Origin of the sequence: Thalassotalea mangrovi, from assembly GCF_005116735.1 — a bacterium.
In the GTDB taxonomy this organism is placed as follows: domain Bacteria; phylum Pseudomonadota; class Gammaproteobacteria; order Enterobacterales; family Alteromonadaceae; genus Thalassotalea_A; species Thalassotalea_A mangrovi.
In genome coordinates this window covers 74,715-90,186 of record NZ_SWDB01000014.1, presented here as the reverse complement: position 1 = coordinate 90,186, position 15,472 = coordinate 74,715, and the positions used below count along the sequence as shown (strand labels likewise).

Genomic DNA, 15,472 nt, shown 5'->3' with positions numbered 1-15,472 from the left:
TTATTTTAGGTAAGAACTATAATGTTCGACGAATTAAGGTCAGGCTCGATAATTTCAGTAATCGGTAACAGGACGCCATGCCTAGCACACCAACAACGACTGCGCCCAATATCGTCCCCAAGATCCAGTATGGCCAGTGAATACTGACGCTCATATCGAATACCTGGGTCTGTAGGATAAAAACGCCAATTTCCATCGACAGGCTGCCTAGTACCCCGGCAATAGCACCGAGAATCACAAATTCCAGTAACACGCTATTGGTCAGCAGGCTACCTTTTGCGCCTAAGGTTCTCAGGATTGCTAACTCTCGCTCCCGTTCTTCCATACTTGCCTGCACCTGAGCTATCAGAACCAGGGCACCAGCAATGAGTACCAGGATCAGGATGAACTCTACCGCCAGTGACACCTGAGAGATAACGGTACGCAACTGGGCGATGATAGCGTCTACATCGATTATGCTAATCGTTGGATACTGCTGCAGAAAGTCCTGGAACTCGCTCTTCTGTAACCCGGGTACATAGATAGCGGCAATATAGGTCGCGGGAAAATCCGCTAATACCGATTCTGAGAAAATCATATAAAAGTTCGGTTGCATTGACTGCCAGTTTACGGTGCGAATGCTGGTCACCGGCATGGTGACTGACTCACTACCAATCTGAAACGTCAGCGTGTCGCCAACCCCTATTTGCAGACGTTTCGCCAGTTCCTGTTCCACGGAAACTTCAGCTTTCGGGTTGTCGTTATCAAACCAGGTGCCATCGACTATTTCATTTTCTTTTGGGATATCGCGATGCCAGGTCAGGTTCAGTTCGCGGCCAATACCGCGTCTTCCCTGTTCACTCGCATCCTCTTGTTCTTTTGACACCCGGCGGCGTACTTGCTCTTCATTGATCGCTGACAAGCGTCCGCGCACAATAGGATACAAATCACTGGCAACCAGCCCCTGTTGCTGCAAAAACGCCTCAACCGCAGGAACCTGCGATTGGCTGACATTAACCAAAAACTGATTCGGGGTATTGTCTGGCAGTTGCGCCTGCCATTCATCAATCAGGTCATTGCGTACAACCAACATTAGCAACAACAGTTGAATGGCAATCGTGAAGCTGACCAACTGCACCTGATTGGCTTTTGCGCGGCGTTTTAAATTTGCCATCGACAAATGAAACGCCTGCCCTGCCTGGCTTCCTACCGAACGTCCGGCATTAATTAGCAGGTGTCCGACTACCAGTAAAATCGAGACAATAACCGCCGCCCCCAGGATCAGGGCACCAGTCAACAGCAGGTTTTGGCTAAATAACCATAACAACACAACGACGGCGAGCAATGGCGGCATCCGTTCGAGCCAGGTTAATCTGCGTTCAAAGCCTGCAAAGCCGCGAATAACGGAAATCGCCGGAGTGGCAATTAATTGACGCATTGGCGCGATCGCAAATGCCACCGCGCAGATAACGCCGGTAAATATTGCCACCAACAAGGGATAGGCAGACAGGGTCAACGTTACGTCAGGGACAACATCGGCCATAAATTGAATGCCGAGGTATTGAATGCCATAACCAATCAGCAGGCCAACCAGAATCGAAATGCCTGCCAGTGCCCCCCAATGCAAGAGATAAAGTTTGCGGATAAAAAAAGACGAAGCGCCTATCGATTTATATACCGCAACCATCGGTTGATGACGCTGACCGTAACGGCGTGAGGCCACAGAAACGGCAACCGCTGCCAGGATGATGCCTAACATGCTGGCCAGGGACAAATAGCTTTCGGCGCGGTTCAGGGCATTAGCCAGTGGACTTTGTTGGCCCTTAATATCGCGAAAACGCTGGGTTTCCAGCACCTGTGGTTTCGCCCACCGGGAATACTCTTCGATGCTTTCACCAGCAAACAGGTATTTGTAAGTCAGGCGACTGCCCGGTTGAACGATGCCGGTGGCCGCGACATCATCCATGTGGATGATGACCCGGGGGCCCGATGTGAAAACACTAAACGAAGCGTCTGGCTCTTTATCGATCACTCCGGCGATGACAAACTCGCTGTTACCCAGTTCAAAACCGTCACCAACGTTAAGTTCGAGAATTCGCAACAAGGATTCACCCACGTAGGCATATCCTGATGTCGGTACCTGAGCCACACTGACCTGCAGCGAGCCAGCGCCGTCAGGCTGAGCGACCAACAGATTGCCGCGTAGCGGGTAGCCATTACTGACCGCTTTCACGGATCCCAGCACCATATCATCACCAGCAAACACCATCGACGAAAACTGCAGTAGCTGTGCCTGCTCAAGCCCCATTTCATCGGCTTTTGCCAGGAATTTCTCATCAACAGGCCGTGACGACTGTAACACCCTGTCTGCGGCAATAAAACTATTACTTTGCTGGATCAGTGCCGATTTAATTTGCGCTGAAAAACCAGACAGGCTGAAGACACTGGCAACGGCGATAATTAATGCGATAGCGATAATCGTCAGCTCACCGCGTTTGAGTTCATGACGGAATAAGCGCCAGGATTGTGTTGCCCAAACCGACATCATTATACGACCTCGGCCATGGCTTTAACCGTTTCCTGTAACTCCCCGGCATGCATCAATAATTGGCGCTGGCACTGGGCGGCTAGCTCATTATCATGGGTAACCAACACCAGGGTCGTGCCTTGTTGTTGATTCAACTCAAACAATAACTTGCTCACCGTTTCACCGGTTTTACTGTCCAGGTTACCGGTAGGCTCATCGGCAAACAAGATATCCGGAGAACTGATAAAGGCTCGGGCGATTGCGACTCGCTGTTGTTCACCACCGGAAAGTTGTGACGGAAAATGTTCGGCGCGGTCGGCCAACCCAACCTTCTCCAGCATATCCATAGCTCGTTGCTGAGCCTGCTCATCCCCCGCCAGTTCTGCCGGCAACATCACATTTTCCAGTGCAGTAAGGCTATTGATTAATAAGAATGACTGGAAGATAAAACCGACATGTTTGGCTCGGATTGCCGAACGTTGTTCTTCGTCATACTTGTGAAGTGGCTCATTTTTAAGGTAAATTTCTCCTTGAGATGGTGTATCCAAGCCAGCCAGTAGTGACAGTAACGTCGTTTTCCCGGACCCGGATGCGCCGATTATCGCGACCGTTTCTCCCGGTTTTACGCGTAAATCAATAGGCTGTAAGATATCGAGTGTTTTCTCGCCGGTCGTAACCTGCTTGGTAACTTGTCGACATTGTAATATTAAATCAGGATCCTGAAGCATGAAAAAATTTATCCCTTGGTTGTTTCTGTTGAGTTGTACGTTCGCCAACCCAGTTTTGGCTCAGTATTCTATTCTACTACTAGGTGATAGCCTGAGTGCAAGTTATGGGATGCAGGAAAATGAAGGTTGGGTGTCGATATTAAACCAAAACCTCGAGCAGGATCAGGCCAATTATCGCCTCATTAACGCCAGTATCAGTGGCGAAACAACCGATGGTGGCCTGGCCAGGCTCCCGAAAATACTGGCAACCGAAGAGATCGACTATTTACTGATAGAGCTTGGCGGCAACGATGGCTTGCGCGGTTTTCCTCCGAAACTGATTAAAAATAATTTGTTACAAATGATTGAGCTTGCACAAAAGAAAAACATCGAGGTCATCGTCAGCGAGATCAAAATACCGCCAAATTACGGGCAACGTTACAATAAAATGTTTAATGACGTATTTATCGACGTGACCAGGCAAACGCAAAGCACGTTAATCCCATTTTTTGTTGAGGACGTCGCCGTAAACGCAGAACTAATGCAGGCTGATGGTATTCATCCGACCAAAGAGGCGCAGCCACAGTTAGCAAAACGAATGCAGGCACTACTTGATGGGGTTATTGGCAAATAACCCTGCCCTATACAAGATCACGATTTCATCCAAGTTAAATCCAGCCACGTTAATCCCTGCGACTTTCGGTGCAATTTTTCTGCTTGGTTTCCATAATATAAACAATTAAAAACAACCCGTTATGATTGTTCTATCGGAAGTATAAGCTTCCAACGGAATGCTGCACAAAAAGCATGAATGCTCATTTAGATTGGGCCTTGGCCAATCCGCGGGAAATTAACATCTCGTAGCAATCGATTAAATACGGGAACTACAATCTGTTGCCATGTCGAAAAATGCAGTGTGAGTGTTAAGGTATCTAAGGGGTTTTCTTACAGGCACAAAAAAGCCGACTTACGTCGGCTATTTTGTACTTTCGAAAAAGTGGCGTCCCCTAGGGGATTCGAACCCCTGTTACCGCCGTGAAAGGGCGGTGTCCTAGGCCTCTAGACGAAGGGGACGCGAATTTTGTGTTGATTTATCAAAAACCGCGACAAGTCACCTGTTTCCAGATGAGACCTTGGATAATTGCAATTAAGTGGCGTCCCCTAGGGGATTCGAACCCCTGTTACCGCCGTGAAAGGGCGGTGTCCTAGGCCTCTAGACGAAGGGGACGCAAAAATCTTTCTTCACTTACCCAAACGGGTAAACAATGAACTTGATGATTTTGCGAAATGAGTAAACCTCACCGGCACCAGAACAAGTCACCTAATTGTAGTTGAAATAAGTTGGCGTCCCCTAGGGGATTCGAACCCCTGTTACCGCCGTGAAAGGGCGGTGTCCTAGGCCTCTAGACGAAGGGGACGCAGAATTCCTGACTAGTATTCAGAAAATTTGCGTGGATGAGTAAAACTCACCGGCACTAGAACTTGTATTACCTGATAACGGTACAACTTATTTCGATGAAGTGGCGTCCCCTAGGGGATTCGAACCCCTGTTACCGCCGTGAAAGGGCGGTGTCCTAGGCCTCTAGACGAAGGGGACACAAATGATAGTTAATTAATCATCGGACTAACTAAGTATATCTGCATAAGAACATAAGGTACTTCAAATCTTACATTCACCTTCTACAGACTGACACCTCAATCTGCTCGACTTTTGCCAAAGTCACAGTCTGGTAAAACCAAACTGAAAGAATTCTGGTGGAGCTATGCGGGATCGAACCGCAGACCTCTTCGCTGCCAGCGAAGCGCTCTCCCAGCTGAGCTATAGCCCCAGAACACTACTCTCTTGAGCGACCTTACTCGTTGAAAGCGAGGCGAATTCTAAGCAGGGTGCTGGTAAGAGTCAACAGTTTTTTTGAAGAAAATCGTAAAAATCACGAAAAAAAGCACCAACCGATTATTAATTCATCGCATTGCTGTTTTTTTATATAATTTGAACCCCAAAAACCAGCGAAACCCGTTACTAATTTATTAAAATAGTACGACAATCGAGATAGGTTTTATAGACTCCCTTACCAAAGCAGATAAAAGAAAGGATGATCAGTTGAGTAAAAAATCACCGTTTATTAGTGAGTTACATAATTACACACGAAATCACTGGTAATCCTGAGCGCAGCAGTGGAAATTAACAGGCAATTATCGTTAAATAACACTGTGACAACAATTAAGACTTTTACCTTGTTAAGCACGCATATAACTCCTATAACTATGTATGCGAAAGCCTTAACCATTATTTTTCTACGCCAGTCTTATGTTGCGCAGTATTCTTGGCTTATTAGGTAAACTAATTTATGCGCTTACAAAAATTAAATGTGGTGGCCATCGGTGGTGGTCACGGACTTGGTCGAGTCCTTTCTACCCTTTCCTTTTTATCTGATCAGCTTACTGGCATCGTTGCCACAACCGATAACGGTGGTTCCACCGGCAAACTCAGAAAAAGAACCAGTTCTATCGCCTGGGGAGATTTACGCAATTGCCTCACCCAGCTCGTTGAACCCGATTCCGTCGGTAACCAGCTATTTAATTTCCGTTTTGATGGCAATGACGAGCTCGGTGGTCACAATCTTGGTAATTTAATATTATTTGGCCTGAATGAAATTCAGAGCCGGCCACTGGATTCCATTAATTTAATTTCAAACATCCTGCGGGTAAAAACCAAGGTCTACCCGATGTCTGAGACACCTACCGATCTATTAGCGTTTTACGAGCATGGTCGCTGTAAAGTGGGTGAGATTTCCGTCGATGATATGCCTGCAATGCCTAGCAAGCTAATGCTGGCACCTCTGGTAAAGTCGATTCCGGAATGTCTGATCGCCATTGAAAACGCCGATCTGATCATTCTCGGACCTGGCAGCTTCCTGACCAGCGTTCTGCCACCCTTGCTGGTTAATGATATTCGCTCGGCAATTGAAAAGCGCACAGGTCAGTGCGTGCTTATCGATAACATAAATCAGGAAGACAGTCCCGCCGGCCGCCTGTTGCTGGACGATAAGCTGAACTGGTTGCAAAAAAATCTCGGATGTTTACCCATCGACACCGTGATCACGCAAGACAAAACAGCGACATCAGAAAAGGTCAATGTACTTTGTCGGAATTTGAGTGATAGTGACAACAAGGATTACCACGATAAACAGCGTTTATTGGCGGTATTGGAAGAATGCGCTAGTGGCCTGACGTTTGAAGACTCCGACGTCGTTAACGGCTAAACCTTATATTGGCATTAAAATGCTTGAATGGTTTTATTGACATCCCTGTTCTCACCGTTTGGTGAAAGCAGGGATAACCTTGCTAATGTCTGAACTCGGCGTTAGCTATTGTCTTCGCTGATACGACTGGCAATAGCGCCTTTTTGATCTTTGTATTTGGCATCATTACGTTTGTTATACGGGCGTAATGCTTCACCAGACATGGTTTCAAAGTTAAGGGCCGCGATCTTCATTTTCGGTCGTAACGCTAATGGCAGTTTCCCGGAGTTGTAAAATTCCAGTACAATTTGCCCAGACCAACCGGGATCGATTCTATGTGCCGTTACATGCACCATAAGGCCCAAGCGAGCCAGAGAAGAGCGACCATCTAACCAGCCAACAATGTCTGCTGGCAAGGTCACCGACTCATGCGTCACCGCCAAGGCAAGCTCACCCGGATGCAGGAAAAAGGCCTGGCCATCTTCGATGTGGATCTCGTCACTCATCAGCGTATTCATTGCATCTTGCACTTCGGCTTTCGGGCCACTTAAATCAATATAAGGCGCGGTGTGATCTTCAAACACCCGAAACTTATTGCCGAGGCATATATCCACACTGACACCGGATATCATGCTGGAGTCAGGGCGCGGTTCAATACGAATTTTTCCAGCCTCTAACAAGGCTTCAATATCTTTGTCACAAAGTCTCATGGTTTATTCTTCTGTAATACTGAGTGTGGCGGTCGCAGGACTACGCCAGTCCAGTTGATAATACAAATCGCGTACGATGTTTGTGGCTATTTTACGGTAGATTTGACTAATGTCACTATCTATATTTGCACTGACCGGAGAATTTCCCGCATCGGCTCCTAAACGAATATCGAGGTTGAGAGGGATCTGGCCTAACAGATTAATCTGTTGTTGCGTGGCCAGGGACTCCGCCCCGCCGTGACCAAAAATGTGCGATTCATGACCGCAGTTTGGGCATAAGTGATAACTCATATTTTCTACCACTCCCAATACCGGCACCTGAACTTTATCAAACATGCTAATGCCTTTGCGCACATCAATTAGCGCAATGTCCTGTGGGGTCGTTACCATACAGGCCGCCGCTACCGGCACTTTCTGAGCCAGGGTCAGCTGAATATCACCGGTGCCCGGAGGCATATCGATCAACAGGTAATCCAAATCGTCCCAGGCGGTTTCATTTAAAAGCTGTGTAAATGCCGTGCTGGCCATTGGCCCGCGCCAGATACTTGCTTGTGAATCTGGTACCAGAAAACCAATCGACATTGCTGATAACCCCTGCCCTTGCAGCGGCAACATGCGTTTGCCGTCTTCAGAACCCGGTTTTTGGTCACTGATACCAAGCATCGTCGGAATAGAAGGGCCATATATATCCGCATCTAAGATGCCGACCCGAGCTCCCTCTTCCTGCAGCGCCAGGGCAAGGTTGACCGCCGTAGTCGACTTGCCGACACCGCCCTTACCCGAGGCAATGGCAATGATATTTTTGACCCCGGCGATATCATGGTTCCTGACCGCTTCAACTTGAATTTCTGCCCGTAACTGCACATTAATATCAAGTTCTTCTGCCATCTTTTCCATGACGTTCTGAAGCTGGGTAAAACAGGGGAACGCCATATTTGCATCAACGATATAACCGTCGCCAGACATGCTGATTTGACAGTCATTCATCGCCGCCGGTAAACCAAACGGAAAGTCGTCGGTTCGGTACTGTTGCAAATAACTGCGGATCTTCTCTTCCATTATTTCACCCTTACCTTGCGGTTCGTTCATTTCGCCAGCATATCTGATCGGATGCATGGCTGTCTAAAATCGATAATAAATAGCTTTTTCTTCATTATCGATAATTATTAATGAAAAAAAACCGCAAATTTTGTACTATCGCTGCCACAATTACCATTTAAAATTTATTTTCGGACAATGTCGACTAATAAACGTAAAATTCTTGTCACCAGTGCACTCCCGTATGCCAATGGACCAATCCATTTAGGCCATCTTCTGGAATACATTCAAACCGATATCTGGGTGCGTTTTCAGAAAATGCGTGGCCACGAAACCTATTATGTCTGTGCCGACGATGCGCACGGCACCCCGATTATGTTGAAGGCCCAGCAATTAGGCATGGCTCCTGAGCAAATGATTGAGCAGGTTCGCAACGAGCATATGGCCGATTTCGCCGATTTCCATATTGAGTTCGACAATTATCACTCCACTCACAGCGACGAGAATCGCGCATTTGCCGAAGAGATCTATCGTCGTCTTGATGCCAATGGTCACATAAAGCGTCGTACCATTTCGCAATTATTCGATCCGGAAAAACAAATGTTTTTACCCGATCGCTTTGTAAAAGGTACCTGCCCGAAGTGTAAAAGCGAAGATCAGAATGGTGATAACTGCGATAACTGTGGTGCCACCTACTCACCGACGGATTTAATCAACCCAATCTCAGTGATATCCGGGGCGACGCCAGTCTTAAAAGATTCTGAACATTATTTCTTTGATTTACCAGCATTTGAACAAATGCTGAAAGACTGGACCCGCAGTGGCTCGCTACAGGAAGAAATGGCCAATAAACTGGCAGAATGGTTCGAGCAGGGATTACAGCAGTGGGATATTTCCCGTGATGCTCCGTATTTTGGATTTGAAATTCCTGGAGCGCCCGGCAAGTTCTTCTACGTATGGCTGGACGCGCCAATCGGCTACATGGGTAGCTTTAAAAACCTATGTGACAAGCAAGGCATCGATTTCGATGAATTCTGGAAAAAAGATTCCGACGCTGAACTTTATCATTTTATTGGCAAGGACATTATTTACTTCCACAGTCTGTTCTGGCCTGCGATGCTTCACGGTTCCGGTTATCGTCAGCCAACATCCGTTTATGCGCACGGGTTTGTAACGGTAAATGGCACCAAAATGTCTAAATCCAAAGGTACCTTTATCAAGGGTCGAACCTATCTGGACCACTTAAACCCAGAGTATTTACGTTATTACTTTGCCGCCAAACTCACCAGCAGGATCGATGATTTAGACCTGAACCTGGAAGACTTTGCGCAACGGGTTAATTCAGACCTGGTCGGTAAGCTGGTAAATATCGCGTCACGCTGCGCCAGTTTCATTAGTAAAAAATTCGACGGCATTTTAGTTGCGAATCCAGCCGATCAAGCGCTCGCTGATGAAGTGATGAATGCTGGTGATAGCATTGCCAAGCACTATGAAAATCGTGAGTTTGGTCGGGCAATGCGTGAGATCATGGCGCTTGCCGACAAGGTTAATGAATACATTGCCGTAAAAGAACCCTGGCAGTTAATCAAAGAAGACGGCAAGCAACAGGAAGTACAGGAAATATGCTCACTAGGCATTAACCTTTTCCGTATCCTGATGATTTATTTAAAGCCTGTGTTACCAGCATTGGCCGAAAAATCTGCAGCCTTCTTAAACGATGAGCTGATCTGGGATGGTCACAAGCACCTGCTAACCGATCACAAGATCAACAAGTTTAAAGCGTTATTGCAACGCGTAGAAATGGATAAGATTACCGCTATGGTAGAAGATTCTAAGGAAAATCTGGCGGCTCAGGCACAGCCAGTTGTAACGGGTCCTCTAGCCGACGATCCAATCGCCGATGAAATCACTTTCGATGACTTCGCAAAAGTAGATTTGCGCGTTGCCAAAATCGTAACCGCTGAGCATGTAGAAAAAGCAGAAAAACTGCTGCGTATCGAAGTGGATTTAGGCGGTGAGACTCGTCAAATTTTTGCTGGAATTAAATCTGCATATCAACCGGAAGATTTAATCGGTAAATTAACGGTCGTAGTGGCTAACCTGGCACCACGCAAAATGCGTTTTGGCATGTCGGAAGGCATGATCATCGCGGCAGGCCCAGGCGGCAAAGATATATTTATCTTAAACCCGGACAACGGTGCCGAGCCGGGCATGCGAGTTATGTAATCGCAAACCGTACCTACCCAAAGGGACCATAAACAGGTCCCTTTTTACTTTCAACTCCCCCACGGCAAACAGCTCCCACAATCAACAACTTCTATTTAATAAGACACCCATTGTTACTGTATCTTAATGAGACACCCACAGTTACCCTAAGTGAAAACGTCAGTCAGGCGTTTTGAATAAAAGCAGTTTCAATTACCTACCAGGCAGGTGCTAGCGGAAAAATAGAGAATAACCTAATAAGACACCCACTGTAATCTTAAAGTGAAGACGTCAGCCAGGTGATCTGAATAAACGTAACCACAAATGCCTATAAAGCAGGTTTTACAGGGAATAGAATGAGCTCATTATGGAAAAAGTTTATGTTATGGATGCAGGCACAGAAGGCTTTTAGTCCTCTGAAGACACTGTCCTTAAGAAATATCGGAATCGAATAGTGCATTATTATCGACACACGATAAGCAATTATTGAAACAACCTTTTACTGACGCACACATTTATCCTGCGCTTGGTATTTTGTATTTCGCTTAACTGAGACAGCGAAGAGCAACGTCCCGCGGCTCCCTTAAAATAACGCTCAAACCGGGTTGTCAGACTAAGCCAATTAGACGTGGAAATCCTTAACCTAGTTAAGATATCTGGTAAATGTCGATTAATGTACCCTGTGTTTTCATCCCGAATTACTCTGCCGGTTGCATCTATCAACTGCAAGTAATCTTCAAACTCAAATGGTAACTTTCCCGATTGATGTATTGTAGATTTCTCGGAAAACTGCATCAAGCCTAACCGCTTATCTCCTCGACGGGCTATTTCAATCCTTCGTTTTACGCTGGTATACGGCGAATTTTCAGGTGTTTTGGCCGCGCCAGCTCGAATAGGATTCAGTTCCACATATACCATGCAAGCTGCAAGCGCGGCTTCGTCAAGCAATGCCTGACTCACGAAGCGACCTTCCCAGAATCTTCCCGTACAATCGTCTTCATCATTCGCCATCCTGGCAATAGGTTCATTCAGCAATCGCATAAACCAGCTAATATCAAATAGTCGCTCGCGATAGACAGAAATAGTGTTTTTCAAAGTCGGCAATAAATAGTCTGCGACTTCCCCTTCATCAGAAAACTGCCGGGTTAGTATGGTTCCCTTGCAAACCTGGTGCCACAGACGAACTACCTGCATATCAGTCAGGCTCGCAGCTTTTTCCTGATCTATGTGAATTACGACGTGACAGTGGTTTTTCATCACGGCGTAAGCGCATATATCTATACAAAACACAGAAGAAAGGAAAAGAAGCCGCTTTTCGATCCACCCTCTCCTGTGCTCATAACTTTTGTTTGAATATTTGTCCCTGCCACAGAGGTAAGCTCGGCGAACACAGCGGCTTATGCAATGATAATATGAAGTAGCTTGCAGGCATACCTGCTTGTTTCTTGGCGTTGGCAACATTCTTCTCGCGATTTGTTGGCTTAATATAAATTTAGGCTCACACACTAAGGAATTCATGATTTTTAAGTTTAAAGTAGGCCGGCCTCGCAGTTTTGTTGCCTTCTCGCACGTTATAGAGCGTATATAATGCCCCACTCCGGAGACTTTGATTGAGTGGGTGTCTGACTTAAGGGTTGGAAGTAGAGCCGGAGACTCGTTGATATTAGGAATCAGGGGAACTAAACATGGGTGTCTGTTTAAATTCTTAGCAAGAGAGCATTTCGATGTTGGGGTCAAAGAAGATAAGTATGGGTGTCTTGATATGGTAAGTATTAACATCAAGGTTTAATCTGTCATCGCGCCTTGATTACGACCATAATTCATTGATACTGGTCGGGTGAGTTTGTTGGACAACAGAAGTGATATGATTAAATTTGATGTATTTGGCACCCTGATGTCGGTGCTCCGTAATCGGGATGAATGGCAGTTGTTTGTCGAGTCCGAAACCAGTATTCGGCGCCGGGTCTATGATGTGGTAATTCCTGAGGAGCTGCGAGAAGATGAACTGGCTGGCTATCTTGATGATATCTATCACGAGTATGCCAGCGAAAAGCATCCAAGCGTGAAGCAGATTAGCTAATGTAGATTTTTACGACAGGCACTACCCGATTTTTATATTACTGAACGCTGGCACATAAAAAAGGCCACATGGTAATCATTTGTGGCCTTGTAGTATTAATTCATTAACTAGAATTACCGAAAATTAGTTTTTGGAAAAGTCTGCAACCGTTGTTTCATTTTCGAAGATGGTAACGTTTTGTTGCTCAACAAAATCGAGTTCTTCATCCAACTCAGGGTCATCTTCAGTATCACAGGTAAACGCTACAGTGTAATCACCGGCTAACAGAAAACCGATTGCATATTCATACATGTTGGTATTTTCGTTAAAGAATACACCTGCGCTGGCAAGCGGTTGTGTCTCTTCGGCAACATCCGTTGCGGTGTTATCGCCTAATGCGGTTTGATCCGCGCCGTTATATATATACACGCTGCCAACTGGAAGTGAGGTATCTTCAGGTGACATTTGGGTGCACGAATAATCCATTTCTGCAACGGTACCTTCTAAGTGACCAATAAGATTATTATCCACCAGGCGCACACCACGTGGTTTCACGAAATAGTTTTCCTGACCCACAGGATTTGTCATCCCCTTACGTAAGTCGAATTCCAGGGTAAAGCTTACATTTCCGCCTTGTGCGACAGTAAAACCGTCTAGCTTCAATTCATTCGATGGAACCACGACAGGAACTCGCTGTTCAGCAGCAACTTCATTGCCGTCTTCATCATATTGTGCATCTTTGATGGCAAACGAGCCTTCGCTCAAGACGAAGCGCATTTGATTGTATTTGCCGGCATCGATTTCGATGTTATTAATCAGGGTTAACGCTTCTGCACCCGTATATTCGAGTAGGTTAATACCAACGCTGTTTGTGGCATCTGGACACTCACTGTTGGCGTTAATCATTTCCGCATGTTCACCAACGATAAATTCAGTTTTTCCACCTTCACCGTTTAGCTCTACACGATTAAAACATAATGTAACATTGCTCAGGCCATCAACTGGCGCATCACTGATTGCTAACGAAAATGTCGATGGGCTGTCGGAGTCGCTGCCACAACCGGCTAATGTTAAAGTCGCTGACAATGCTACCGCTAACGCGGTTTTGGTTTTTGAAAAAAACATAATGTTCCCTTTTTTTATTCTGTTAGATATCCAAATGATTGAATATTGCAGATACTGTTGTCTATTTATGCCCAATAAATTTCAGGTTAATCGGGCGCTACCAACGGGGGCAATAAGTGTAAATTTAAATCAACCTATTAATTTTTGTCAAAATTTATTCTGTGATTATTTGTACATTGCCTTGATATTCACCAAGTCGTTCAACAATTATACAAAAGCACTTATAGCGCGTTTTCATAGGTCAGGAACTTTCTCGCCTGAAGCTGCCAGTCGCGCCGGGAGGCTTTGCTGATAGTCTGCATCAATGCTAAATCAATCACATCGATGGCAAGTTGTTGCCGCACTTCATGTAATAGCGATACCCAGAGTTTCGCGGTCATTTGCGCATCGAACAACGCCCTGTGAAAATTGCCTGACTGATGCAGGTTTTTAAACGAAACCAAGGTCCCTAACTTATGATTAGGGGCATCGTCAAAGACGCGTCGGGATGTTAATAAGCTACAGGCAAACTGACCACTGTATTGACGGTCGATACGCAGGAATTCGGCATCGAGAAATTTTTTATCAAATGATGCATTGTGAGCCAACAAATTATCCGACCCAAGAAATTGCAAGAACGCTTCCATGACTTCAGCATTGGGTGCGGCATCGGCCAGCATCTGATTGGTAATTCCGGTATATTGTTCAATAAAACTATTGACTCTGCGTCCCGGATTCATCAATGCCTGAAACGTTTCGACCGGCTGCCCGTTGCGCAAGCGAACCGCACCGATTTCAATGGCGCGATCGCCATTATCTGGAGATAGTCCCGTCGTTTCAAAATCCACGACGACAAGATCATCCGCTAATATATGAGTCATCAAATTTCATCCGCTCGTTGAATAAAGCTTCAAGCTTACGATTGCAGGCTTAAGGCCAATAGGCCCTATCCTACCTAAGTGCGGGGTAAATTGAAAAATAATCCTAGTCTTGGTTCATATTCTGCACTCACGATTGACCGCTAATTTACGCCATGCTCATTAAATTTATATCCTACCCCCCACACCGTCTGAACTATCCTGGGCGTTGCCACATCCCGTTCCAGTTTATTGCGCAAACGATTGATATGGGAATTCACCGTATGTTCATAACCGCTGTGGTGATACCCCCACACCGAGGCCAAAAGTTGAGAACGGGAAAACACCTGCCCAGGATGAGATGCAAGAAAACGCAACAATTCGTATTCGGTCGCAGTGAGTTGCAACAACTCGCCAGCCATGCGGATTTGATGACGTGTTGGGTCAATTTCCAGCTTACCTATGACCTGTAAATTTGTCGCTTCTGACGTGGGCATTGCAGTGGGCTGACCAACTAAAGCCTGCGCTTGCTGCGCTGCCTTTAATAAGTTAACGCGCCGCAATATGCTGCGGACCCGAGCCTGAAACTCACGCACGCTGAAGGGTTTAGTCATGTAATCATCGGCACCAAGTTCTAAGCCAAGAACCCGATCGGTTTCGGAACTTTTCGATGTTACGATTAGAATTGCCTGGTGCGGCGCGTTAATGCGAACTTGCCGACAGATATCCAGTCCTGACACATTATCTAACATGACATCAAGAATGATTAAGTCGTATTGCTCAGCAAGCGCCCTGGCCAATCCCGACTGTCCATCAACTGCAAGTTGTACATCGAAACATAGTTCTTGCAACTGCGCTTCGATCAACCGAGCGACGGTTCGATCATCGTCGACCACCAGTATTTTTGTCATTGATGTCCCCAAAGCATCGGGGATGTCATGAATAACGAAACGGTCAGACGACAAACTGACCGTATTCATACCAAGGTCATTATTCGTCGCTCAGAACAATAATAACGACAAATGCTTTGGTATCACTTTGACA

At 46.1% G+C, this 15,472-nt stretch carries 12 protein-coding genes and 5 tRNA genes; 4 read left to right on the top strand and 13 right to left on the bottom strand.

The window, feature by feature from the left end:
- Positions 1 to 16: 16 nt before the first annotated feature.
- Together E8M12_RS07460 and E8M12_RS07455 are read right to left on the bottom strand one after the other, a co-directional pair.
- Positions 17 to 2,527, bottom strand: a complete 2,511-nt coding sequence (locus E8M12_RS07460) for an ABC transporter permease (protein WP_246034049.1) — start codon at positions 2,525 to 2,527, stop codon at positions 17 to 19.
- Positions 2,527 to 3,234 carry an ABC transporter ATP-binding protein gene (locus E8M12_RS07455; protein ID WP_136735457.1) on the bottom strand — a complete coding sequence of 236 codons (708 nt, stop codon included), beginning with the start codon at positions 3,232 to 3,234 and terminating at the stop codon, positions 2,527 to 2,529. Before E8M12_RS07455 ends, E8M12_RS07460 begins: the two co-directional genes overlap by 1 nt.
- On the opposite strand from E8M12_RS07455, the gene E8M12_RS07450 reads away from it, so the two are divergent.
- The gene (locus E8M12_RS07450; protein ID WP_136735456.1) at positions 3,233 to 3,847 is read left to right on the top strand and encodes an arylesterase; all 615 of its coding nucleotides are present in this window, start codon (positions 3,233 to 3,235) and stop codon (positions 3,845 to 3,847) included. The two genes, E8M12_RS07455 and E8M12_RS07450, sit on opposite strands and share 2 nt — an antisense overlap.
- A 364-nt stretch (positions 3,848 to 4,211) precedes the next feature.
- Here the strand turns inward: E8M12_RS07450 and E8M12_RS07445 are convergent.
- From E8M12_RS07445 to E8M12_RS07425, 5 genes are all read right to left on the bottom strand, one after another.
- Positions 4,212 to 4,287 (bottom strand) — tRNA-Glu (locus tag E8M12_RS07445).
- Between the two features lie 78 nt (positions 4,288 to 4,365).
- Positions 4,366 to 4,441: transfer RNA gene (locus tag E8M12_RS07440), tRNA-Glu, on the bottom strand.
- Between the two features lie 114 nt (positions 4,442 to 4,555).
- A tRNA-Glu gene (locus E8M12_RS07435) sits at positions 4,556 to 4,631 on the bottom strand.
- Between the two features lie 103 nt (positions 4,632 to 4,734).
- Positions 4,735 to 4,810: transfer RNA gene (locus E8M12_RS07430), tRNA-Glu, on the bottom strand.
- 156 nt (positions 4,811 to 4,966) lie between these two features.
- Positions 4,967 to 5,042, bottom strand: a tRNA-Ala gene (locus E8M12_RS07425).
- Positions 5,043 to 5,561: 519 nt separating this feature from the next.
- Between E8M12_RS07425 and E8M12_RS07420 the strand changes: the two genes are divergently transcribed.
- Entirely contained in the window at positions 5,562 to 6,476 is a 915-nt protein-coding gene (locus E8M12_RS07420) for a gluconeogenesis factor YvcK family protein (protein WP_136735455.1), read from the top strand.
- 101 nt (positions 6,477 to 6,577) lie between these two features.
- Here the strand turns inward: E8M12_RS07420 and dcd are convergent, their stop codons facing one another.
- Both dcd and apbC read right to left on the bottom strand, forming a co-directional pair.
- Positions 6,578 to 7,165 (bottom strand): dCTP deaminase, encoded by a 588-nt coding sequence (gene dcd, locus E8M12_RS07415; protein ID WP_136735454.1) that lies wholly within the window; start codon positions 7,163 to 7,165, stop codon positions 6,578 to 6,580.
- A gap of 3 nt (positions 7,166 to 7,168) precedes the next feature.
- A complete protein-coding gene (gene apbC, locus E8M12_RS07410) occupies positions 7,169 to 8,224 on the bottom strand; it encodes an iron-sulfur cluster carrier protein ApbC (RefSeq protein ID WP_136735483.1) in 1,056 nt (351 codons plus the stop codon).
- A 177-nt stretch (positions 8,225 to 8,401) separates the two neighbouring features.
- Between apbC and metG the strand changes: the two genes are divergently transcribed.
- Positions 8,402 to 10,429, top strand: a complete 2,028-nt coding sequence (metG, locus tag E8M12_RS07405; RefSeq protein ID WP_136735453.1) for a methionine--tRNA ligase — start codon at positions 8,402 to 8,404, stop codon at positions 10,427 to 10,429.
- A 462-nt stretch (positions 10,430 to 10,891) separates the two neighbouring features.
- On the opposite strand, the gene E8M12_RS07400 is transcribed toward metG, so the two are convergent.
- Positions 10,892 to 11,866 carry a transposase gene (locus E8M12_RS07400; protein ID WP_136735482.1) on the bottom strand — a complete coding sequence of 325 codons (975 nt, stop codon included), beginning with the start codon at positions 11,864 to 11,866 and terminating at the stop codon, positions 10,892 to 10,894.
- A 406-nt stretch (positions 11,867 to 12,272) separates the two neighbouring features.
- Between E8M12_RS07400 and E8M12_RS07395 the strand changes: the two genes are divergently transcribed.
- Positions 12,273 to 12,488: a DUF7661 family protein gene (locus tag E8M12_RS07395; protein ID WP_136735452.1), complete on the top strand. Its 216-nt coding sequence runs from the start codon at positions 12,273 to 12,275 to the stop codon at positions 12,486 to 12,488.
- A gap of 123 nt (positions 12,489 to 12,611) precedes the next feature.
- Here the strand turns inward: E8M12_RS07395 and E8M12_RS07390 are convergent, their stop codons facing one another.
- The 3 genes from E8M12_RS07390 to E8M12_RS07380 all read right to left on the bottom strand — a co-directional run bounded on the left by E8M12_RS07390 (position 12,612) and on the right by E8M12_RS07380 (position 15,339).
- Entirely contained in the window at positions 12,612 to 13,592 is a 981-nt protein-coding gene (locus E8M12_RS07390) for a DUF4382 domain-containing protein (RefSeq protein WP_136735451.1), read from the bottom strand.
- 221 nt (positions 13,593 to 13,813) lie between these two features.
- Complete coding sequence (locus E8M12_RS07385; protein ID WP_136735450.1) at positions 13,814 to 14,452, bottom strand: 3'-5' exonuclease; 639 nt, start codon at positions 14,450 to 14,452, stop codon at positions 13,814 to 13,816.
- Positions 14,453 to 14,592: 140 nt separating this feature from the next.
- Entirely contained in the window at positions 14,593 to 15,339 is a 747-nt protein-coding gene (locus tag E8M12_RS07380; RefSeq protein ID WP_136735481.1) for a response regulator transcription factor, read from the bottom strand.
- Positions 15,340 to 15,472: the final 133 nt, after the last annotated feature.